Origin of the sequence: Biformimicrobium ophioploci (assembly GCF_030270605.1) — a bacterium.
In the GTDB taxonomy this organism is placed as follows: Bacteria; Pseudomonadota; Gammaproteobacteria; order Pseudomonadales; family Cellvibrionaceae; genus Biformimicrobium; species Biformimicrobium ophioploci.
The window spans coordinates 209,420-230,098 of the sequence record NZ_BSYJ01000005.1; the positions used below are offsets into that span (position 1 = coordinate 209,420).

19 protein-coding genes and 3 tRNA genes are annotated in these 20,679 nt (G+C 57.8%); 5 read left to right on the top strand and 17 right to left on the bottom strand.

Going from position 1 to position 20,679, the window contains the following annotated elements:
* Nucleotides 1-42: 42 nt before the first annotated feature.
* The 6 genes from gspF to QSJ80_RS12785 form a co-directional block, all read right to left on the bottom strand.
* Nucleotides 43-1,251 (bottom strand): type II secretion system inner membrane protein GspF, encoded by a 1,209-nt coding sequence (gspF, locus tag QSJ80_RS12760; RefSeq protein WP_285764850.1) that lies wholly within the window; start codon nt 1,249-1,251, stop codon nt 43-45.
* Nucleotides 1,252-1,254: 3 nt separating this feature from the next.
* Nucleotides 1,255-2,736 (bottom strand): type II secretion system ATPase GspE, encoded by a 1,482-nt coding sequence (gene gspE / locus QSJ80_RS12765; protein ID WP_285764851.1) that lies wholly within the window; start codon nt 2,734-2,736, stop codon nt 1,255-1,257.
* Nucleotides 2,733-4,718 (bottom strand): type II secretion system secretin GspD, encoded by a 1,986-nt coding sequence (gene gspD / locus QSJ80_RS12770; protein WP_285764852.1) that lies wholly within the window; start codon nt 4,716-4,718, stop codon nt 2,733-2,735. Before gspD ends, gspE begins: the two co-directional genes overlap by 4 nt.
* A gap of 63 nt (nt 4,719-4,781) precedes the next feature.
* Nucleotides 4,782-5,453 carry a type II secretion system protein N gene (locus tag QSJ80_RS12775; RefSeq protein ID WP_285764853.1) on the bottom strand — a complete coding sequence of 224 codons (672 nt, stop codon included), beginning with the start codon at nt 5,451-5,453 and terminating at the stop codon, nt 4,782-4,784.
* 149 nt (nt 5,454-5,602) lie between these two features.
* On the bottom strand, nt 5,603-6,532 hold the full coding sequence (locus QSJ80_RS12780; protein ID WP_285764854.1) for an electron transfer flavoprotein subunit alpha/FixB family protein: 930 nt from the start codon (nt 6,530-6,532) through the stop codon (nt 5,603-5,605).
* The gene (locus QSJ80_RS12785; protein ID WP_285764855.1) at nt 6,532-7,281 is read right to left on the bottom strand and encodes an electron transfer flavoprotein subunit beta/FixA family protein; all 750 of its coding nucleotides are present in this window, start codon (nt 7,279-7,281) and stop codon (nt 6,532-6,534) included. Before QSJ80_RS12785 ends, QSJ80_RS12780 begins: the two co-directional genes overlap by 1 nt.
* Before the next feature lie 472 nt (nt 7,282-7,753).
* Between QSJ80_RS12785 and QSJ80_RS12790 the strand changes: the two genes are divergently transcribed.
* Complete coding sequence (locus QSJ80_RS12790) at nt 7,754-9,376, top strand: electron transfer flavoprotein-ubiquinone oxidoreductase (RefSeq protein ID WP_285764938.1); 1,623 nt, start codon at nt 7,754-7,756, stop codon at nt 9,374-9,376.
* 62 nt (nt 9,377-9,438) lie between these two features.
* Here QSJ80_RS12790 and QSJ80_RS12795 read toward each other — a convergent pair whose 3' ends face one another.
* Nucleotides 9,439-9,993, bottom strand: coding sequence for a DUF1285 domain-containing protein (locus QSJ80_RS12795; protein WP_285764856.1), 555 nt, complete (start codon nt 9,991-9,993; stop codon nt 9,439-9,441).
* Nucleotides 9,974-10,651, bottom strand: coding sequence for a TetR/AcrR family transcriptional regulator (locus QSJ80_RS12800; RefSeq protein WP_285764857.1), 678 nt, complete (start codon nt 10,649-10,651; stop codon nt 9,974-9,976). The genes QSJ80_RS12795 and QSJ80_RS12800 overlap by 20 nt, the downstream gene beginning before the upstream one ends.
* A gap of 66 nt (nt 10,652-10,717) precedes the next feature.
* Here QSJ80_RS12800 and QSJ80_RS12805 point away from each other — a divergent pair, with 66 nt between their 5' ends.
* Both QSJ80_RS12805 and QSJ80_RS12810 read left to right on the top strand, forming a co-directional pair.
* Nucleotides 10,718-11,560 carry an acyl-CoA thioesterase gene (locus QSJ80_RS12805; protein ID WP_285764858.1) on the top strand — a complete coding sequence of 281 codons (843 nt, stop codon included), beginning with the start codon at nt 10,718-10,720 and terminating at the stop codon, nt 11,558-11,560.
* A gap of 95 nt (nt 11,561-11,655) precedes the next feature.
* Nucleotides 11,656-11,732: transfer RNA gene (locus QSJ80_RS12810), tRNA-Pro, on the top strand.
* A 340-nt stretch (nt 11,733-12,072) separates the two neighbouring features.
* Here the strand turns inward: QSJ80_RS12810 and trmH are convergent.
* Nucleotides 12,073-12,756 (bottom strand): tRNA (guanosine(18)-2'-O)-methyltransferase TrmH, encoded by a 684-nt coding sequence (gene trmH / locus QSJ80_RS12815; protein ID WP_285764859.1) that lies wholly within the window; start codon nt 12,754-12,756, stop codon nt 12,073-12,075.
* 177 nt (nt 12,757-12,933) lie between these two features.
* On the opposite strand from trmH, the gene QSJ80_RS12820 reads away from it, so the two are divergent.
* Nucleotides 12,934-13,007: transfer RNA gene (locus tag QSJ80_RS12820), tRNA-Cys, on the top strand.
* A gap of 38 nt (nt 13,008-13,045) precedes the next feature.
* Nucleotides 13,046-13,132 (top strand) — tRNA-Leu (locus QSJ80_RS12825).
* 70 nt (nt 13,133-13,202) lie between these two features.
* Here QSJ80_RS12825 and QSJ80_RS12830 read toward each other — a convergent pair.
* From QSJ80_RS12830 to lpxK, 8 genes are all read right to left on the bottom strand, one after another.
* Nucleotides 13,203-13,565, bottom strand: coding sequence for a glutaredoxin family protein (locus QSJ80_RS12830; protein WP_285764860.1), 363 nt, complete (start codon nt 13,563-13,565; stop codon nt 13,203-13,205).
* 117 nt (nt 13,566-13,682) lie between these two features.
* Nucleotides 13,683-14,243 (bottom strand): CDP-diacylglycerol--glycerol-3-phosphate 3-phosphatidyltransferase, encoded by a 561-nt coding sequence (gene pgsA, locus QSJ80_RS12835; RefSeq protein ID WP_285764939.1) that lies wholly within the window; start codon nt 14,241-14,243, stop codon nt 13,683-13,685.
* Nucleotides 14,244-14,329: 86 nt separating this feature from the next.
* Nucleotides 14,330-16,087 carry an excinuclease ABC subunit UvrC gene (gene uvrC, locus QSJ80_RS12840; protein ID WP_434219184.1) on the bottom strand — a complete coding sequence of 586 codons (1,758 nt, stop codon included), beginning with the start codon at nt 16,085-16,087 and terminating at the stop codon, nt 14,330-14,332.
* A 121-nt stretch (nt 16,088-16,208) separates the two neighbouring features.
* Nucleotides 16,209-16,862, bottom strand: coding sequence for a response regulator (locus tag QSJ80_RS12845; protein WP_285764862.1), 654 nt, complete (start codon nt 16,860-16,862; stop codon nt 16,209-16,211).
* Between the two features lie 297 nt (nt 16,863-17,159).
* Nucleotides 17,160-17,846 carry an alpha-ketoglutarate-dependent dioxygenase AlkB family protein gene (locus QSJ80_RS12850; RefSeq protein WP_285764863.1) on the bottom strand — a complete coding sequence of 229 codons (687 nt, stop codon included), beginning with the start codon at nt 17,844-17,846 and terminating at the stop codon, nt 17,160-17,162.
* Nucleotides 17,834-18,868, bottom strand: a complete 1,035-nt coding sequence (murB, locus tag QSJ80_RS12855; protein ID WP_285764864.1) for a UDP-N-acetylmuramate dehydrogenase — start codon at nt 18,866-18,868, stop codon at nt 17,834-17,836. The genes QSJ80_RS12850 and murB overlap by 13 nt, the downstream gene beginning before the upstream one ends.
* 3 nt (nt 18,869-18,871) lie before the next feature.
* A complete protein-coding gene (gene kdsB, locus QSJ80_RS12860) occupies nt 18,872-19,651 on the bottom strand; it encodes a 3-deoxy-manno-octulosonate cytidylyltransferase (RefSeq protein ID WP_285764865.1) in 780 nt (259 codons plus the stop codon).
* Nucleotides 19,641-20,669: a tetraacyldisaccharide 4'-kinase gene (gene lpxK, locus QSJ80_RS12865; protein ID WP_285764866.1), complete on the bottom strand. Its 1,029-nt coding sequence runs from the start codon at nt 20,667-20,669 to the stop codon at nt 19,641-19,643. Before lpxK ends, kdsB begins: the two co-directional genes overlap by 11 nt.
* Nucleotides 20,670-20,679 lie beyond the last annotated feature (10 nt).

Consider the following 20,679-nt stretch of genomic DNA (forward strand, 5'->3'; position numbering starts at 1 on the left):
TCCTGAGTAACTTTCCAGCAATACGGGCCAGCAGTACGGGGATTACCCTACCATCTGGTTCATGCCCATGATAGGCAACATGATTGCCATCACGATGAATAATACAATGGCTGCCATCACCAGCAGCATAGCGGGTTCGAACAGGCTCACAAACGCGCTGACCGCAGACTCCAGGTCCTGCTCCTGGCTCTCTGCGGCCCGTGCAAGCATTTCATCCAGGCTTCCCGACGATTCACCACTGGCGATCATATAGACCATCATCGGCGGAAAATAGCCGGCGTCTTCCAGTGCCTTGCGAAGGCTGCCACCCTCGCGCACATGACGTTGGGCTTCGGTCAGCTTGCCCTTGAGGTAATCATTGGAGGTCACGCCATTGGCGATACCCATAGCCTCAACCAGCGGCACACTGCTGCCGGTCAGGATGGCCAGGGTGCTGACGTAGCGGGCGCTCTGGGTGCCCCGTGCCAGCCAGCCAATGACCGGCATATCCAGAAGTTTATGGTGTACCCGCACACGAAAGCCGGGCTTTTTGTAGAGCAGCGAGAACACCCCTGCCAGAGCCGCGATCACCAGCGGCACAAGCCAGCCCCAGTTAGCGATGAAATCACTCATGCCGACCAGTATCTGCGTAGGCAGAGGCAATACCTGCCCGGTGCCCGTAAATACCTCAATGACGTCCGGGACGACGAATACCATCAACCCGGTTACGACGAGTATGCAGACGAAAACCAGTACCAGCGGGTAAATCAAAGCGAGCAGTACTTTCTGTCGGAACGCCTGTTGCTTCTCGGTGTAGTCCGCCAATCGGTCCAGCACGGAGTCCAGGAAGCCGGAATGCTCACCGGCCTCGACCGTCGCAAGATAGAGTTTTGGGAAAGCACGGGGATAGCTGCCAAGTGCCTGGGCAAGACTGTTACCTTCCAGAATCCTGGCGCGGATCGACAACACGATGCCGCGCACGCGGTTGTTGCGCGACTGGTTGGCAATCGCGGAGAGAGATTCTTCCAGCGGCAGGCCAGAGCGCAACAGTGTTGCCAGTTGTCGGGTGAAGAGTGCGAGCTCTTTTACGCTCAGGCCGGGAGAGGAAAAGAGCCCCTGCTTTCTGGTGGCTTCGGCCGCGACTTCGACCTCAACCGGCATCAGCCCCTTTGCGCGCAATAACTGCCTGGCACTCCGTGCGCTGTCCGCCTCGATGGTGCCAGAGCTCTTCTTACCGTTGCCATCCAGTGCCAGGTAGTCAAAAGCCGCCATCCGTTACGACTCCTGGGTAACGCGCAGCACTTCTTCGATTGAGGTCACGCCAGCGATAATCTTCTGCATGCCGTCATCGCTGATGCCCGGGCCGCGTTTACGCGCTGCCTTGACCAGGGCGGATTCGGATGCCCTGTCATGAATCAGTTCGCGCAGCTCTTCATCGATCTCCACGAGCTCATAAATGCCCACGCGGCCGACATATCCGGTGTGGTTGCACTTGGCACAGCCGCCCGGGCGATAGATCACCTGGTCTGCATCGGGCGCCACGCCCAGCAGGCGCTTTTCACCCGCATCGGCACTGTGCGGCACCTTGCATTCGTCACAGAGAACGCGTACCAGGCGCTGTGCAAGCACGCCGACCAGGCTGGATGACAACAGGAACGGCTCAATGCCCATATCCGCAAGACGCGTCACTGCGCCCAGCGCGGTATTGGTATGGAGCGTGGAGAGCACCAGGTGACCGGTCAAACTGGCCTGGATTGCGATCTGCATGGTTTCCAGGTCGCGGATTTCACCAACCATGACCACATCAGGGTCCTGACGCAAAATCGCGCGTAGCCCGCGTGCAAACGTCATATCGGCCTTGGTGTTCACCTGGGTCTGGCCAATGCCCTCCAGGTTGTATTCCACCGGATCCTCCACAGTCAGGATATTCTTTTCCTTACTGTTGATACTGCCGAGGCCCGCATACAGGGTGGTCGTCTTACCGGAGCCCGTCGGACCCGTCACCAGCAGAATGCCATGTGGACGGTTCAGCAGGTTGGAAATCAGCCGGTAATCACGCTCATTCATGCCAAGGTGACGCAGATCGAGCCTGCCGGCCTGCTTGTCGAGCAGACGCAGCACAACGCGCTCACCGGCGCTGGAAGGCATGGTCGACACACGCACATCGACCTCACGGCCGCCAATACGCAGTGAAATACGGCCGTCCTGCGGTACCCGCTTCTCTGCGATATCCAGCTTCGCCATGACCTTGATTCGCGACACCAGCAGCGGTGCCAGCTCCCTGCGCGGCGCAAGCACTTCGCGCAGTACGCCGTCGATGCGGAAGCGCACTACCAGACGCTTCTCAAAAGTCTCGATATGGATATCCGAAGCACCCTGCTTCAGGGATTCAGACAGGATTGCGTTGATGAGCTTGACGATGGGGGCATCGTCTTCCTGCTCCAGCAGGTCTTCGGTTTGCGGCAGGGAATCCGCGATTGCCGCGAGGTCGAGCTCTTCGCCGATGCTCTCCGCACCCTCGAGATTATTTCCGTCGCGGTTTTCGTAAAACACCTGCAAAGCCTGCTGGAAGGTGTCGTCGTCAGCCTGCTCAAATTTGAGCAGGCGACCTGAAATACGCTGCACTTCCACCAGCACGCTGGGATCCAGCGGCGCGACAAACAGGCAAATCAGCTCGCCATCGGCCTCCTGCAAGAGCACCTTGTGACGTTTTGCAAAGGCGTAAGGCAAACGCACGACGGATTCCGCTTCCGTCATTTGGTGTTTTCCTCGATGACACGCACTGGCAGGTCTTCCTTGCCTTTTGGTGGCACCAGGTCTGGAATCACCGCGCCCTTCTCCCAGTCCCAGAGCGGGCTGGTATTGTCGCGGAAGCGGATCTGGCTGTCCTGCACGTCGTAGTAGCGACGGCGGGTTTCCTCGTATCCAGCGTACTGGGTACTGAGGATTTTCGGTCGGATGAAGACCATCAGGTTTTTCTTGACCGTATCTTTCTTGGTACTGCGGAAAGCGCGGCCGATGCCCGGGATATCGCCCAGCAGCGGTACCTTGGATTTGCTCTCAGTCACCTGGTCTTCGATCAGACCGCCCAGCACCAGCACCTCACCGTCATCGATCAGGACCTTGGTCTTGATCTCGCGCTTGGCGGTCACGATGTCACTGGCGTCGCCACTGCTGGCCTTCACATTCTCGACTTTCTGCTCAATGTCGAGTGTCACCGAGTTGTTGTTGTTCACACGCGGTGTAACTTTCAGCGAGATACCAATGTCTTCACGCTGAATAGTGGTGAAGGGATCACGGGCAGCGCCGTTGGTCAGCTGCGAGCCGGTAATGAACGGAACGTTTTCACCGACCAGGATTTCTGCCTCTTCGTTGTCGAGAGCCATAATGGTCGGCGTAGACAGGATATTGCTGTTGCCCTCCGTCGCGATCGCACGGATGGCAGCGCGCAGGTTTTCGCCTTCGATGTAGCCGATAGACAAGCCTTTACCGATGAAATTCAGCGGGTTCAAGCCAAAGTCCAGACTGCCGTTTGAGCCGCCGTTGTCGTCGCCGTTGTCCCCGTTATTCGTCAAGGCCCGCGGATCTATAGATGTATCAAAGCCGGCAGCGACATTACCTTTGTCACCACCAAACCAGCTAATACCCAATTCATTGCCAAAGCCATTAGCGACCTCAACAATCATTGCCTCTACCAGAACTTGAGCACGGCGCACATCGAGTTTGGCGATCACGCCTTTCATGGTGTCGGTGAGCGCAGGTGGCGCGGTGATGACGATTGCGTTCAGCGCCTCATTCACCTGAATACTCACTTCGACATCCGCAACCTGCTGGTCTTTTTCCGACTTCTGGATGCTCCCGCTCATCCCTTCAAGGATAGGTTTGATATCGGAGGCGTTGGCGTACTGAACGTATACCACTGCAGTGTTACCGTCACCCTGCAGGGGCTGGTCCAGACGTCGAATCACGTTCTTGAGCTGCTGGCGCGTCACCGGGTCTCCGGTGAGCAGAATGCTATTGGAACGCTCGTCGACGGCTATTTTCAAAGGATGCGCATCGCTCCCGGCCGTCTTGCCGCCGCTCTGCAGCAGCTCGTTAACGATCTGCTTCACTTCCTTGGCGCTCGCGAACATCAGCGGCACCACCTCGATATCGATCGCACCAGCCTTGTCCAGCTGCTTGATCAGCCGTGTAATCTGATCAATGTTGGCCGCGCGGTCGGCAATGATCAGAGTGTTGGTATCGGCATAGGCAGCCAGATGCCCAGTCTGCGGAATGAGCGGACGCAACATGGCAATCAACTGCGCCGCGGAAATGTTTTCAACACGTACGGTACGGACCACCAGCTCTTCACCACGCTTGTGGCTTTCGCCATTGATCACAGGAATAGCCTGCTGCTTGGCGAGAGAGTCCGGCACCACTTTCCAGGTCTCATTGGATTCCACAAGCGTGAAACCGTTGACCTGTAGCACGGACATGAAGACTTCAAAGGCTTCGTCCGGCGACATCGGGTCACCGGCGACCACAGTGACCTTACCCTTTACATTCGGGTGCACAATGATGTTTTTGCCCGTGAAGTCGGCAGCCCAATTGATCAGGTCCCGGATATCTGCATTATCCAGAGACAGGGTGACCTGGTCGGCACCCTGGACATCTTGCTGGGCGTTGATATGCGGAGCGCCAAGAAGCGCGACGGAGATCAACAGCGTCGCACAACCACGCTTGAAAAAATGCTGCATTGAAACTGCTCGTTTTGATTGACTACCGCGTTACGCAGTGTTCTTTCTAGTTTTCAGGTCCGTCTACAGGTCCGGTTGCCGATTTCCTTTCATTCGTTCTTGCGCAGCGGCCTGGCGCTGCTTCAGCCGTTCCCTCATGGACTGGCGGCGCTGCTCGGGGCTCAGGACGGCCGAGTTAGCGCCAGTATCTATACGGCGCGCGGTACGCGGCGCACTGCTTGTATTCGTGTTTTGTGGCAAGCTAGCTCGCCCACTGTAATCCGGATAGTTCAAGCGCTCCAGTCGGTCAGCGCGCTGCAAAACCACATGATTGACATCGACCGAGTGCAACTGCACACCACCCGGTATGGCATCGCCGACAAAGTAGCGTTTCGCGGCCTTGCCCTTTTCTGCGATCAGCGCACTCGCGCGATCGGCCTGTGTATGGCTGAGCACGCCGCTCAGAACCAGGTTCAGGCGCGTAACCGGCAGGTCTTCTGCTACTGGTGCGGGCACTTTAGGCTTCTTACTCTGCTCAACCTTCGCTGTGCCGAAGAAAGACGTGCGCGGGAGGTTGCTATTGGATTGGGGCAGCACAGCCTTGCGTGTCACCAGCAAGCCGCTGTCTTCCTTACCGCCTGTAAACAGGTCGCCATAAGCGAGCACATTGGCGCCCACGAATAGCAGGCCTGCCACAGCGAGCAAACCCCAGCGACCGGTTTTGGTATTGTTTATTCTCTCGAACCAGACGGTCATCAGGCTTTGCGACTCTCTTTGTCCGTTGCGTCAATTTCTCAGTGGCGCATATTTTCATGCCTGAGTAGCGGAAACGCAACGTTTTATTGGTTAAAAAAACAACAAAGGGCGGTATGAACCGCCCTTTGTAACCCGTGAATGCCCCTAAATCAGAGCTTTCCATCTAGCTCTGGCACGGCCTCGAACAGGTCGGCTACCAGCCCGTAATCCGCCACCTGGAAGATGGGGGCCTCCTCGTCCTTGTTGATGGCAACAATGACCTTGGAATCCTTCATCCCGGCCAGGTGCTGGATAGCGCCGGAAATCCCTACTGCGATGTACAGCTCCGGTGCGACGATCTTGCCCGTCTGGCCTACCTGCATGTCGTTTGGTACGAAGCCGGCATCGACGGCCGCGCGGGAGGCACCAACCGCTGCACCCAGCTTGTCCGCAATCTTGTACAGCATCTCGAAGTTTTCGCCATTCTGCATGCCGCGGCCACCAGATATGACCACCTTCGCGGCGGTGAGTTCCGGGCGGTCCGACTTGGCCAGTTCTTCACCGACAAAGGAAGAGACTCCACTGTCGTGGGCGGTGTCTACGGCTTCTACTGCAGCTGAGCCACCTTCACCGGCGGCCGCATCGAACGCGGTACCGCGCACGGTGATGACCTTGGTTACATCGGCGCTCTGTACAGTGGCAATCACGTTGCCCGCATATACCGGGCGCTTGAAGGTATCAGCGGATTCGACCGAGATGATGTCGGAGATCGGCTGTACATCGAGCAGCGCGGCGGCGCGCGGCATGATGTTCTTGCCTGTGGTGGTTGCCGGCGCAAGGATGTGGGTGTACGCCTTGCCGATTTCAGCGATCAGCGGCGCAACGTTTTCCGCCAGCTGGTGTCCGTAGGCCGCGTTGTCCGCAACCAGAACCTTGTTCACACCGGAAATCTTGGCTGCAGCTTCCGCAGCAGCGCCACAACCGGCACCGGCTACCAGGACGTCGATGTCACCACCGATGGACTGGGCGGCAGTCACGGTATTCAGGGTTGCGCCCTTGAGGCTAGCGTTGTCGTGTTCAGCAATTACCAGGATGCTCATCAGATTACCTTCGCCTCGTTTTTCAGTTTTTCTACCAGCTCTGACACATCAGAGACCTTGATTCCAGCCTGACGCTGCGCCGGCGGCTCGACTTTGAGGGTCTTGGTGCGTGGCGCAACATCCACGCCCAGGTCTTCCGGAGACACATTCTCAACCGGCTTGCGCTTGGCCTTCATGATGTCAGGCAGCTTGGCATAGCGCGGCTCGTTCAGGCGCAGGTCCGTGGTGACAATCGCCGGCAGGCTGAGAGATACGGTCTGCAGGCCACCGTCGACTTCGCGGGTCACGGCAACCTTGCCATCAGCAACATTGACCTCAGAGGCAAAAGTACCCTGCGGCAGGCCGGACAGTGCGCCGAGCATCTGGCCAGTCTGGTTGTTGTCGCCGTCAATGGACTGCTTGCCCATGATGACCAGTTCAGGGCTCTCCTTGGCAACCAGTGCATTCAGGCACTTGGCTACGGCCAGCGGCTGCAGCTCTGCATCGGTCTCAACGTGGATGCCGCGATCGGCACCCAGCGCGAGTGCGGTGCGGATCTGCTCCTGGCACTGCTTCGGGCCCATGGAGACCACCACGATTTCAGAGGCGACGCCTTTCTCTTTCAGGCGTACCGCTTCCTCGACCGCGATTTCACAGAAGGGGTTGATGGACATTTTGACGTTTGCGATATCAACGTCGGAACCGTCCGCCTTCGGGCGAACCTTGACGTTGTAGTCCACAACGCGCTTTACAGCTACTAGAACTTTCATGGAATTCCCGTCTCAGCAATTCTGGATTTGAGCACTATTACGACCCTGATCTGAGGTTCAGTCACGAGCACAGGCTGTACTGTGACCGTTTCAGAAGTCACGCAGGACGCTGGGCCGTGCCTGACCGGTCGAAAAATTCGAACAGTTGTTCGAGCGGGTGGTATGGTGCAGGCTCACCCCACCAAAATCAATAGCAAAAGCGGCCGTGAATAGCGGTTCATTGGTAGTACGGGCCAGCCAGGGCGTCCGCCAAAGCGCCGCTCCGGTAGGCTTATTTGCCAACATATCTGGGTCAAACTGCAATTGGTGGCTAAACAGAAAGGTAATTATAATCCGTGCCAATATAAGGAAACGGTCGTATTAAATTTGGTCAGCGCCTGCCGCTGCACCGACTTTAACACCACACACCCCGAATAACCTGCCTCCCATGAGTTGCAGCAAACAGAAGGAGCGCGCCGTGGAACGCGATTCAATGGAATACGACGTAGTCATTGTTGGTGCAGGCCCGGCTGGCCTGGCCGCAGCCTGCCGTATTCGCCAGTTAAACCCTGAAGTTTCTGTTTGTGTCATTGAGAAGGGGTCCGAAGTGGGCGCCCATATCCTCTCTGGCGCGGTGCTGGAACCCTCGGCCCTGAACGAGCTCTTTCCCGACTGGAAAGAGCGCGGAGCGCCGCTGCACACAGAAGTAAAAGGCGACGACATCTACGTACTCAAGGATGCCGAAAAAGCCTCCAGGGTGCCCAATCTGTTCGTGCCGGAAACCATGCACAATGATGGCAACTACATCATCAGCCTTGGCAACCTCTGTCGCTGGCTCGCCGAGCAGGCGGAAGCCCTCGAAGTCGAGATCTTCCCGGGCTTTGCTGCCTCGGAAGTGCTCTACCACGAAGACGGCTCAGTAAAAGGTATCGCAACCGGTGACATGGGCATCGGGCTTAATGGCGAGCAGAAAGACAGCTACACCCCGGGCATGGAACTGCACGCTCGCTACACGCTGTTCGCTGAAGGCTGTCGCGGACACCTTGGCAAGCAGCTGATCGAAAAATTCCGTCTGGACGAAGGCAAGGATCCACAGCATTACGGTATCGGTATCAAAGAGCTGTGGAAGATTCCGGCCGACAAACACCAACAGGGCCTGGTCGTGCATAGCGCCGGCTGGCCGCTGGATGAAAGCGGATCTTTCGGCGGTGGCTTCCTGTACCACCTGGAGGATAACCAGGTTGCCGTAGGCCTGGTCACCGACCTCTCCTACTCCAATCCGCATGTGAGCCCGTTTGACGAGTTCCAGCGCTACAAGCACCACCCGGTAATCAGCCAGTATCTGGAAGGCGGCGAGCGCATATCCTATGGCGCACGTGCAATTGTCAAAGGCGGCCTGCAATCGCAGCCGAAAATGACCTTCCCGGGCGGCATGCTTATCGGCGATGACGCAGGCACACTGAACTTCGCCAAGATCAAGGGCACTCACACGGCGATGAAGTCCGGCATGATCGCTGCCGAGACTGTGGTGGATGCAATTGCTGCAGACCGTTCCAGCGACGAGCTGAGCGATTACGCTGAACGCTACCGTGCCAGCTGGGCCTGGAAAGAGCTGCACAAGCAGCGCAACTTTGGCCCGGCGCAGCACAAGTGGGGCAACATCCTGGGCTCCGCCTATGCGTTTATCGATATCAACATTTTCAAGGGCAAGCTGCCCTGGACCCTGTCCGACAAGACGCCCGACCACGCCACGCTGAAGCCGGCTGCGGACTGCAAGAAAATCGACTATCCCAAGCCGGATGGCAAGCTGAGTTTCGACAAGCTTTCTTCCGTGTTCATCTCCAACACGAACCACGAGGAAGACCAGCCTGTACACCTCACCCTGAAGGACAGTGAGGTGCCGATCAATCACAACCTGCCGGTTTACGATGAGCCAGCACAGCGCTACTGCCCTGCGGGCGTGTATGAAGTGATTGAAGCGGAAGATGGCAAGCGGTTCCAGATCAACGCGCAGAACTGTGTGCACTGTAAGACCTGTGACATCAAGGATCCGACCCAAAATATTGTCTGGGTGACCCCGGAAGGTGCTGGCGGCCCCAACTACCCGAACATGTAAGGTTGCCGCGTTATAGCAAGAAGGCCCGCATTATGCGGGCCTTCTTTTTGCTCATGAGAAAATCAGAGCTTTCCCAGTAAAAAGCGGTTGCCCGCGCTGTGGATCACGAGCTTATCCAGCCCACCATTTTGCTCACGCTCCGCCCAGTCCACGAGTTCATAAAAAGCGGCGCGCTGTATTTTTCCGTCCAATCCATCGCGTACGTGGATATAAGGAGCTGGCTCTCCGTCTTCGGCAAACTCTACCCGCAACGGATGCTCGGCATCGACCTGCACCACATCGCCGGTTGTGGTGCTGGCAAGGATAACCTGGGTGGCGCCCTCACCTTTACGCGCGACCCCGCCGATAGACAGCGGCGCATCGTCCACCTGAATGCGCCATTTTTCGACTGGCGTCACCAGAAAGAAGTCGTCGCCTTCCCGTTTCAGGATGGACGCAAAAAGGTCGACAAGGGGTTGCCGCTCAAAGCGTGTTCCCTCGTGATACCACTGTCCGTCGCGGCCGACACGAATATCGATATCGCCACACAGGGGCGGGTTCCACTCCGACACGGGTCGGGCGGAACCTTCGAGTTGAGACTTGAGGTCTTCGAGCTGTTTAAAAAGGTCTTGGGCCATTGGCACTCATCGGCGGGGTCTCCGGCGCAGACTGCTTCGCCGACACATTACCGATATTGACGCCGATATCCATGATGAACTCCATGAGTCCATCCATGTCCTCAATCACCTCGGAGAAGGAGCGAGAGTGATAAAGCTCGACGGCGCCCTGCACTATGGCCCAGTAGGAGGAATAGTAAAAATATGCCGGCACGCGCTTGAGCACACCCTGCTCCATGCGACGTTCGAAAATCCTGTTCAGGGCCGTCACGTTGGAATTACGGATGCCGTGCAATTCCTCCACCATCTCTGGCGCGAGGTTGAGGGCGATAACCTTTTCCTCTAGCCGCTGGAACAGCCGGTCTTTGGAAGGGTCCGCCATACGGGATTCAAAATAAGCCCGCGCAGGCGCGGTAATATCGCCCTTCTCTGCTTCAGAGAGCGCGACCTTCAGGCGCTCCGTCAGCTGCTTTTCGTAATCCATCAACAGTCGCATGTAAATCTCTGTCTTGGAAACGAAATGCTTGTAAATTGTGCCCTTGCCGATGTCGACGCGCTCAGCAATCTGCTCGACAGTGACTTTCTCCTCGCCGTGTTCGAGCAGGAGCTCCAACGCCGCATCGAGAATACGTTGCTCACGAGCGCGGAAGCGCTGGACTTTTTCCTTTGCCTTATCCATTCTACGAACCTTAATTTCGGGTCTACCGATTGACTACTCGTTCATAAATTGTAGGCAGTATCGCGCATGTTGGAAAAGTTGATCAAGCTCTTGGACGTTGAGCAACTCGATTCGAACCTCTTCCGAAGCCAGCAACATGTCGAGAACCACCGCAAAACCCTGTTTGGCGGGCAAGTACTTGGGCAGGCTTTAATGGCCGCTACTAGAACTGTAGTCCAACGATTACCACATTCGCTACATGCGTACTTCCTCAGGCCGGGAAGCAGCGAAATGCCGGTCATCTACGATGTCGATCCCATTCGCGATGGCGGCAGCTTTACCACACGACGGGTGGTGGCACGGCAGAAGGGCCGCGCCATTTTCAACATGTCTGTTTCCTTCCAGGTGGAAGAACAGGGTTTTGAGCACCAGTCCGAGATGGTCAGGGGCCTGCCGGATCCCGAATCCCTGAAAAACACCCAGGAGGTGCTGGAGCAGGCCGGTCTCGCGACCAAACAGAACGACCAGCGCCGTTTTATGGTGGATTTCCGCCCGGTGGACCCGAACAGCTACTTCGCGCCCAACACGCGTGAGCCCAAGTGCTACTTCTGGCTGCGCTGCCTGGGCTCTTTCTCGGACGACCCGGTAGAACATCGCTGCGCCCTCTCCTACGCGTCGGATATGGGCCTGCTGGGCACCAGCCTGCAGCCACATCCGATCACCCTGTTCGACCCGAAGATGATGGCGGCAAGCCTTGACCACGCCATGTGGTTCCACCGGAATTTCCGCGCGGATGACTGGTTACTGTACGAAACCGACAGCCCCACTGCGATTGGTGCCAGAGGCTTCAATCGCGGCCAGTTTTTCACTCGCGACGGTATTCTGGTGGCCTCAACGGCACAGGAAGGACTGGTGCGACGGCTTCCATAAGCCATTAAAATTTTTACAGTTTTCTTTGTTTTGAGCGGTTTACACAGCGGAAAAGATCGTTATAATTCCCGCCCGTCAAAGCACTGACGAACTTTCGGGTATTAGCGCAGCCTGGTAGCGCACTTCGTTCGGGACGAAGGGGTCGCAGGTTCAAATCCTGCATACCCGACCAATTTCAAGAAAGCCTGCAGATTCTGCAGGCTTTTTTTGTGTCCGGTCGTTGGATTTTTGGGTCGTTCTGGGTAGTTTTGGGCAGCCAAAAAAAAACCCTGACGACGGGGGGGAGAGCGTCAGGGCCAAGACCATTAGGAGTGATTCGAGAGGGCTGAGAAACACTGCAGCCGTTTCGGGGTGACTCGACCCCGTTGGCCAGTGTTGCGACCGGCCGGTTACTTCAAGTATTAGCCACCATTCGCAAAATGCCAGTGGCGCAAACCACATTGTTAGATCAATTTGGGATAACCAACTGACTTTTATTGGCGCTAGTTATAACCAGAGCCCGGGTAGCGGGCTCAGCGTGCGCCGACCCGCCTGCTCCAGCCCACCCCATCGACGATCTCCCCCTCATCGTCCAGGGGCGGATACTCGAGCCCCCGCATATCGCAGTAACGCGCAACCACGGGCTGACAGCCCCGGAACATCAGGTAGTCAAAGCGCTCCTTTGGCAGGCGCGGCTGATTCTCGTCGTAGAGTCCCTTCTCCCAGCGCTGGCGCTGCGCCTCCATCAGGATCAAAGCGCACGCAACGGAAACGTTGAACGACTCCACCATGCCCATGATCGGGATAATCACGTGGCTGTCGACCAGGCGATCGGCCTCATCACTGACCCCCTCCAGTTCCCCACCCAGTAGCACCGCGGTTGGCTGGGTGTAGTCAAACGATTTGAAATCGACCGCCTTATCCGAGAGGTGCGCCGCCACCACGTGAAACCCCCGCTCCTTGAGCTGGGTGACGGGCGTCCCGATGTCGTCATACAGACGCGTGTTGACCCACTTGTGGCTGCCCATGGTTCCCCGGTGGGTACGGAAGCCGGTGTCAGGCCGCACACAGTGGATTTCATCGACCCCGGCCGCATCGCAGGTGCGGATAACCGCGGAGAGGTTCTGGGTCTTGTGGACACCATCGGTAATGACAGTAAGGTCAGGCTGGCGCCAGGAAAGCACCTGGCGTATTCGGGCATATCGTTCCGGGGTCATATCGAATCGCTTCTGAATTGATCAGTCGCGTATTTTAGACGCACGTTTCTGGAAATCTACGCTTGACTAATTATGTCGCGTGCCTAGAATACGCAACTTCCCTGCGCGACGGTGTTCACCTAAGTGCAGGATTTTCTGGGATTTTTTCCGCTTCTTAGGTAGAATCCCGCACCTGAAGGCACCGTGGCAGAGTGGTTATGCCCGCGACTGCAACTCGCGTGACATCGGTTCGATTCCGGTCGGTGCCTCCATCTCCCCCTCTTCTGGTTCTGCTACCGGAAGCACCTGCGCCCGGGTGGTGAAATTGGTAGACACAGGAGACTTAAAATCTCCCGCTCGTTAGAGCGTGCCGGTTCGAGTCCGGCCCCGGGCACCAATTATTACCCGGCTATTAACCGCCCCGGATAATCAACCCTGAATTTTTCGCGCCAATCCGCGACACACCGCTATTTCCCGCTGTCACCATCTCCCTCCAGCACCCAGGCCATCGTTGGTCTGCTGCGGATTCTGCCATCGGTCTCAACAATTGGCATATCGACCCGACTGCCGGCAAAACGGGCATTGGCCATGCGCTGAAACAGCATGGCCGCGTTAGCTTCGTCGCTGATATTGCGGTACTCGTAGTCAACGCCCTGCTTGTCCAGTGCCGCCATCAGGCCCGTGGTGGCACCACAGGAGTTCTTCCCGTACACCACCAGATAGTGGTCGGGGCGCTCAGGTTTTATCTGGCCATCGAGGGGCGTTGCCGCGCAGCCGGCAAGCAAAAACGCCAGAGCGATCAGCGCAATAGGATAGGTACAAGGCTTCATGGGCTTCCGTGCGTTTGGTATTGGTTACGGAACAGCACCTGAATCCATTCAGGCCGGGTAAATGTAGACGCGGGCACGCGGCCTGTACAGACGGTACAGGCGGTGCGGACGATAGGCTCAGAGCTTGGCGTTGGGGTTCAGCATTGGCCAGGCCGCTTTCAGATAGGCGAACATGGACCAGATAGTGAGGATCGCTGCGATATACAGCAATACGTAGCCGAGCGTCTCTGCCCAGGGGTAGAGGTCAAAATCGAAGGCCAGCAATACGATAATCGAAACGATCTGCGCGGTCGTCTTGAGCTTCCCAATAATTGAAACCGCAACGCTGGCGCGCTCTCCCAGCTCCGCCATCCATTCGCGCAATGCTGAAATGACAATCTCCCGACCGATGATCACCGCTGCGGGAATTGTGAACCAGACGTTATTGATGACGCCGACGAGCAGCACCAGCGCGGTGGCTACCATCAATTTGTCGGCAACAGGGTCCAGGAAGGCCCCGAAAGGCGTGCTCTGGTTGTATTTGCGGGCAATATAACCGTCGAGCCAGTCGGTCGCGCCTGCCGCTGCGAAAATGACAGCGGACGCGAAATAACTCCAGCCGTACGGCAGGTAAAAGACGATCACGAAGACAGGAATCAGCACAATACGCCCCAGGGTGATCATATTGGCCAGATTCAAATTCTTCATCCTAAAGTCCTGCTTTGCTCGGTAGTGGCCGCCCGATTCAAACCCGGGTGGCGGCGCGCTATGTGGCTGCCGCTAAGTTACTGATTGTGCAGCGCGCTGTAAATATCTTCTGCCAATTTCCTGCTAATCCCGGGCACCTGGGCCAACTCGCTGACGGTGGCACGCTGCAATTCCTGGAGCCCGCCAAATTGACGCAGCAATTCCTTCCGTCGTTTGGGTCCGACGCCCGGAATATCCTCCAGTGTTGAGCGTTTTCGCTTTTTGTCCCGGCGCTGTTTGTGGCCTGTTATTGCAAATCGGTGCGCCTCATCCCTAACCTGTTGAATCAGGTGGAGTGCGGGCGAATCGGCAGAGAGCACGGTCTCGCGCCCTTCGTCGACAATATGCAGTGTTTCGAATCCGGCTTTGCGGGTGGTCCCTTTCGCCACACCCACAATCTGCACCCCGACAACACCCAGCTCACCCAGCACCGAGACCGCCTGGGAAACCTGGCCCTTGCCGCCGTCAATCAACAGTACACCGGGAAACTTGCCCTCGCCTTTCTGCAGGCGCGTATAGCGCCGTTTCAGTGCCTGCGCCATGGCCGCGAAATCATCGCCCGGAGTAATGTCCTTGATATTGAAGCGCCGGTAATCTGATTTCACCGCACCGCCAGTATCGAACACTACGCAGGAGGCCACTGTCTCCTCACCGGCGCTGTGGCTGATATCAAAACATTCGAGTCTGTCCGGCAGCTCTTCAAGGTTGAGGACCTTCTGCAGATCCAGGAAACGGTCCAGCAACTTCTTGCGAGTGGCAACGCGGCTCTGCAGGTTCTGGTCCGCAGCCTGGCTGGCCATCTCCACCCAGGTGGATCGATGACCGCGCAGGTTGTGACGCAGGCGTACCTCGTGACCTGACTTTTCCGCCAGCGCGCCTTCAAGTAGCTCGGTATCTTCAACCGGCGCAGCACAGAGCACCTCGCGCGGTATTTCCCTGTCACCGGCGAGATAAAACTGCGGCACGAATGCGGACAGCAGCTGCACTTCGTCGATGCCCAGTTTTTCAGTTGGGTAATAGCTGCGACTACCCAGGATTCGTCCCTGCCGGATAAACAGTACGTGCACGCAGGTAATGCCCGCACTCGTGGAAATACCCAGCACGTCCACATTACCGCTGGTACCCTCAGCTACCTGATCAGCCTGCAGCCGGCGCAACGCCGCAATCTGGTCCCGCAAAATGGCCGCACGCTCAAAATCGAGGGCGGCGGAAGCGGCTTCCATCTCATCGGCCAGTTCCGTGATCACCGCATTGCCTTTGCCCTTCAGGAACATCTCGGTGTGGCGCACGTCTTCCGCGTACTCCTCCGGAGATATCAGGTTGACACAGGGGCCGCTACAACGCTGGATCTGATATTGCAGGCAGGGCCGTGACCGATTCTGGAAGACACTGTCTTCACACTGTCGGATACGGAAAGTCTTCTGGAGGAAGTTCAGGCTGTCACGCACCGAGGAGGCGTTCGGGTATGGCCCGAAATACATACCCTTGAGTTTCTTGGCGCCGCGATGGAACGCGATTCTGGGGTACGCATCCGCGGTGGAGACAAATATGTAGGGGTAGCCTTTGTCATCTTTCAGCAGCACGTTATAGGGTGGCCGCTGGGACTTGATCAGACTTTGCTCGAGAATCAGCGCTTCCGTCTCGCTGCGCGTGACAGTGACTTCGATATTGACGATGCGCTGGACCAGCGCCATGGTCTTTGTGGTGAGACCACTGGCCCGGAAGTAACTGGAGAGGCGCGCCCTCAGGTTCTTGGCCTTACCGACGTAAAGGATCCGCCCTTCAGCGTCGAACATCTGGTAGACACCGGGCTTGCGCGTAACCGTCTGCAGGAATCGCTTGTAGTTGAACGCACCGGATTCGGCATCAGGCGCGGCTTCCGGTTTGCTCAACAGAACCTCGGCATACCTACAGCACCTAGACGACGGATTCCGGATCCAGTAGCTGGTGCTTGATGGCCAGTAGCGTGAGTTCGACATCACTGCTGATGTCGAGCTTTTCAAAAATGCGGTAGCGATAACTATTGACGGTTTTGGGGCTCACCGAAAGCGTATCGGCAATCTCGGCCACCTTGTGGCTGTTCACGATCATCATGGCCGTCTGCAGCTCACGCTCCGACAAACTGTCGAATGGTGAGGATTTTGGCGCATGGCCCGGTATGACCCGCAAGGCGATACGTTTGGCGATCTGTGCGCTCAGGTAGATTTCGCCCTTGAATACAGTGCGAATTGCCGTGGCAATTTCATCGATATCTGCGCCCTTGGTGACGTACCCCTTGGCGCCGGCGCCCATCAGGCGGCCAGGGTAAAGGTCGTCTTCAAGCGCGCTGACCGCGACAACGCGGCATTCAGGGTTGCGCAACAGGAGCTTACGGGTAGCCTCAAGGCCGCCCATGCCCGGCATCTTCACATCCATAAGGATGACGTGCGGCTCGTGGTCCCTCGCTCTATCGAGCGCTTCTTCGCCGCTTTTTGCCTCGGCCACGACATCGATATCCGGGATATCCGCAAGCATGCGCACGATACCGGTTCTTACCAAGTCGTGATCGTCGACTACCAGTACATTAATCACAATTCACCCGACCCGTTCAATGGAATGCTTTTCTGATTTTTCTTACTACAGCCCAAACCCGCCGGCGTAAGCAGCCAGCGGAGATCCATTTCAGAGCCCTCTCAGAAACATACCAAACAATAGGTACTCTGCCTAGTCACAGAAATACGCGAGGTTTATGCCAAATATGTGACATTGGGTCGGATTAGTGGGGTCAGAGCCAAGGCTCTGACCCCCGGAATCGATTTGCAAGGGTCAGAGCACTAGCTCTGACCCCCAGGGCTCGGATTAAAGGGGTCAGAGCTGGCGCTCTGACCCCTACTGGCAGATATATCGAAAAGTCAGGCTTATCCGCGGATCCCCCACCCTCTTGCGCCGTGGCAACTCATGCTTCCAGGCCTGCTGCACCAGCCCGGAGGTGAGCAGCAGTGACCCATGATCCAGATCCAGGTCGAGATAACGGCTACCGTCGGCCGTTCGCCCGGCGCCTGAAGCTGAGGGGTTTGGCCGGAAACGCAGTGGCCTGGCCGCACCAAGGCTGACGGTGGCCACAACCGGAGATGCGCCCAGCTCCGGCTCGTTATCCGCATGCAGCCCCATGCTATCTACACCGTCCCGGTAGAGGTTCAGGAGCACAGCATTGAACTGGAATCCGGCTGCCTGAAGCCTGCTACGAAGCGGAACCAGCGCTGCCGGCCAGGGCTGTGCGCGCTGGACCAACCCGGACCATCGGTAACTGACGCCCTGATCGCCCACAAACGCATGCAGCCTGGGGATTGGGTGGGACTTGCCAAACAGGCGGAGCTCGGGCTGACTCCACTCAGGACCAGATGCACCGGGCTGCAGATGGGATTGCAACAGGGCATGGAGCAGCACCCCGGCTTCATGGGGCGAAACCCAGTGCGGGATATAGAGGGCCTTACCGGGGCTCAGGCCCGGCGTGGTCGCCCCCTCATGACATGCCGCCAGACCACTGATGGCATCGCCAAAAGCTACTTCATCCACGGCTGTTCGGGATAAAACCGCGGTTCCGGCTCCAGCCTCACGCCAAAGCGCGCATCGATATCTGCGGCCACTTCTGCAGCAAGCGCCGCAACTTCTGCCCCGGGAGCATGCCCCGGGTTAACCAGCACCAGCGCCTGCGCCTCGTGCACACCTACCCCGTCGCGCCGGCGACCACGCCATCCGGCCCGGTCGATCAGCCAGCCCGCGGCAAGCTTCCAGCCGTTTTCCTGCTGGTAGGCGACAAGATCCGGCCAGGATTCTTTCAGGGCCCTGTACTTAGTGTCCGACACCACCGGGTTTTTGAAGAAACTGCCGCTATTTGGCAAGGTGGCAGGGTCCGGCAGCTTGCTCTGGCGGACCTTGATAACCGCCTGCGCCACGGCTGCAGGGGAAATATCCTCTGCAACACCGCTAACGGCTTCCTGCAGTGCGGGGTAACCGAGCCGCGGCACCCACTGATCCGGCAAATGCATTTCGACTTCAGTGATGATATAGCGATCACGCGCAGCGTTTTTGAAGACGCTATCGCGATAACCAAAGTCGCAATCATTGCGCGAGAAGGTCACCATTTCACCGGTCCTTACTTCCATCGCGCGCAGGGAGCTGAAAACCGACTCCAGCTCAACGCCGTAGGCGCCTATGTTCTGGATGGGGGCCGCGCCGATATTACCGGGAATCAACGCCAGATTTTCCAGGCCACCGATACCAGCCTCGACAGTCTCCATCACCAGGCTGTGCCAGTTTTCACCGGCGGATGCGGTTACCCGCCAGCCGGAGGCATCCCGCACCTGCTTCACGCCTGCGTTGGCAACCTGTACGACCAGCCCGGGGAAATCCTCGCATAGCAGCATATTACTGCCGCCACCCAGGACAAGCAGCGGCAAATCGCGCTGGTGTGCAAAGGCCAGTGCCTCGGACAGGGACTCCAGGTCTGTCGCCCGGACGAACCAGCGCGCCCTCGCGGGCACCGCCATGGTGTTCAGCGGCGCGAGGTTCACATTTTCCTGGACCAAAAATGGCATGCGTTATGGTGCCTCGCCGGCACTGATCAGGTTGCGTGCCATCTCCAGGTCCGCCTGGGTGTCAACACCGCCGGGCACTTCCGCGCAGGCATCGTCCACATGGATCTGCTCACCTTCATAAAGAACGCGCAGCTGCTCCAGGGCTTCCATTTTCTCGATGGGGGCCATGTCCCAGGTAACAAAGCGGTTCAGGAGTGCGACGCGGTAGGCATAGATGCCGATATGTCGCCTCGGGTGCAATCCCGCTGGCATGAGTGCATGCTCGACCGCAAATGCATCGCGCGGCCAGGGTACCGGCGCCCGTGAGAAATACCTGGCCATGCCATGCCGATCACAGACCACCTTCACCACATTCGGGTTGATGAAGTCCTCTGTATGCAGTATTTCCTCAGCCAGTGTTGCCACACTCGCAGTGGGGTTGGCGGCAAGGTTGGCAGCCACCTGGTTGATTACCTGTGGCGGGATGAAGGGTTCATCACCTTGCACATTTACGACGATTGCCTCGGGTGCCAGGCCCAGCTGTTGTACAACCTCCTGCAGCCGGTCCGTGCCGGATGCGTGATCCGGCGATGTCAGGCAGACCTCACCACCAAATGCTTTTACAGCTTCTTCCACACGCGCGTCATCGGTTGCAACGATGACAGAGCGCGCCGCGCTCTTGCCGGCCTGTTCGTACACACGCTGGATCATCGGCTTGCCGGCTATATCCGCAAGCGGTTTGCCCGGCAGACGCGTGGAGCTGAAACGCGCCGGGATAATTACATCAAACTGGTTATTGCTCATCGCTTTCTTTCGTAATCCCAATGGCGGCCATCAATTCCTCCAGCAGGGCATCCGGCAATTCCGCCTTGATCTCCAGCGCCCACCAGTGCGGCTGCCAGAAAGCACGGCACTTCACCGCATCTTTCATTGTCATAATTACAGGGTAGTCGTCGCCGAACTTCAGGTCGTTGGCGGTGAATTCATGGTGATCGTCAAACGGATGGGGTATTACCTCGAAGCCCATCTGCTCTACCGTACGGAAAACCCGCCCGGGGTTCGCGATGCCCGCAACCACATGACAGCGCCCGGGGCGTGGGCCCTCTTCAATCTCGATGTCACTTTCCCGGTCGAGCCTGAACTGATGCCAGCGCGCCGGCGCGACATGCATTTCGTGGGTTTCCCTGCCACTGAGCTGCGCAGCGACTGAGGCTTCCGGGGCACCATTGACCACAATGAAGTCGACGCTGTCCAGGCGCTCCAGTGGTTCCCGCAACGGTCCCTGGGGAATCAGCTTGCCATTCCCGAAACCGCGACTGCCATCGACAACACAAACCTCAACCGAACGCCACAGGCCGTAATGTTGCAGGCCGTCATCGGCGACCAGAACATCGCACTGACTGTGCGCGATGGCCGCTTCCGCCGCGCGAGCCCGCTCGGGGTCCACGTACACCGGCGCACTGGTAACGACCCGGAGGAGTAGCGGTTCATCACCGGATTCCAGCGGGTGGGATTGCTCTGTAACGGCATAAGGGTAACTCGGCGCCTTGCCGCCGTAGCCCCTGCTGATGATTGCCGGGCGGTGTCCACGGGCCTGCAACTGTCGGGTAATTTCCGCCACCAGCGGTGTCTTGCCTGCGCCCCCGGCAGTGAGGTTCCCAACCACAACCACCGGCACCCGCAATGGCAGGGGCGGGTTCTCCAGATACTGTGCGCGCTTCTTGTTCACTACCTTGCGATATAGCGCGGCGAGCGGCGTCATCCAGCGAACGCCACTTTTGCTCTCATACCACTGCCTGTTGATCCAGCTCTCTAGTGACACCGTGGCATGC

Bases quoted from the DNA above. Each gene is read 5' to 3' on its own strand.
- QSJ80_RS12830 (WP_285764860.1), bottom strand. From the start codon at position 13,565: ATGAAGCCTTGTACCTATCCTATTGCGCTGATCGCTCTGGCGTTTTTG.
- QSJ80_RS12795 (WP_285764856.1), bottom strand. From the start codon at position 9,993: ATGGCCCAAGACCTTTTTAAACAGCTCGAAGACCTCAAGTCTCAACTC.
- trmH (WP_285764859.1), bottom strand. From the start codon at position 12,756: ATGACCCCGGAACGATATGCCCGAATACGCCAGGTGCTTTCCTGGCGC.
- QSJ80_RS12785 (WP_285764855.1), bottom strand. From the start codon at position 7,281: ATGAAAGTTCTAGTAGCTGTAAAGCGCGTTGTGGACTACAACGTCAAG.
- QSJ80_RS12775 (WP_285764853.1), bottom strand. From the start codon at position 5,453: ATGACCGTCTGGTTCGAGAGAATAAACAATACCAAAACCGGTCGCTGG.
- QSJ80_RS12780 (WP_285764854.1), bottom strand. From the start codon at position 6,532: ATGAGCATCCTGGTAATTGCTGAACACGACAACGCTAGCCTCAAGGGC.
- QSJ80_RS12805 (WP_285764858.1), top strand. From the start codon at position 10,718: ATGTTGGAAAAGTTGATCAAGCTCTTGGACGTTGAGCAACTCGATTCG.
- murB (WP_285764864.1), bottom strand. From the start codon at position 18,868: ATGCCATTTTTGGTCCAGGAAAATGTGAACCTCGCGCCGCTGAACACC.
- gspE (WP_285764851.1), bottom strand. From the start codon at position 2,736: ATGACGGAAGCGGAATCCGTCGTGCGTTTGCCTTACGCCTTTGCAAAA.
- QSJ80_RS12800 (WP_285764857.1), bottom strand. From the start codon at position 10,651: ATGGATAAGGCAAAGGAAAAAGTCCAGCGCTTCCGCGCTCGTGAGCAA.
- QSJ80_RS12790 (WP_285764938.1), top strand. From the start codon at position 7,754: ATGGAATACGACGTAGTCATTGTTGGTGCAGGCCCGGCTGGCCTGGCC.
- gspD (WP_285764852.1), bottom strand. From the start codon at position 4,718: ATGCAGCATTTTTTCAAGCGTGGTTGTGCGACGCTGTTGATCTCCGTC.
- gspF (WP_285764850.1), bottom strand. From the start codon at position 1,251: ATGGCGGCTTTTGACTACCTGGCACTGGATGGCAACGGTAAGAAGAGC.
- kdsB (WP_285764865.1), bottom strand. From the start codon at position 19,651: ATGAGCAATAACCAGTTTGATGTAATTATCCCGGCGCGTTTCAGCTCC.
- uvrC (WP_434219184.1), bottom strand. From the start codon at position 16,087: ATGTTCGACGCTGAAGGGCGGATCCTTTACGTCGGTAAGGCCAAGAAC.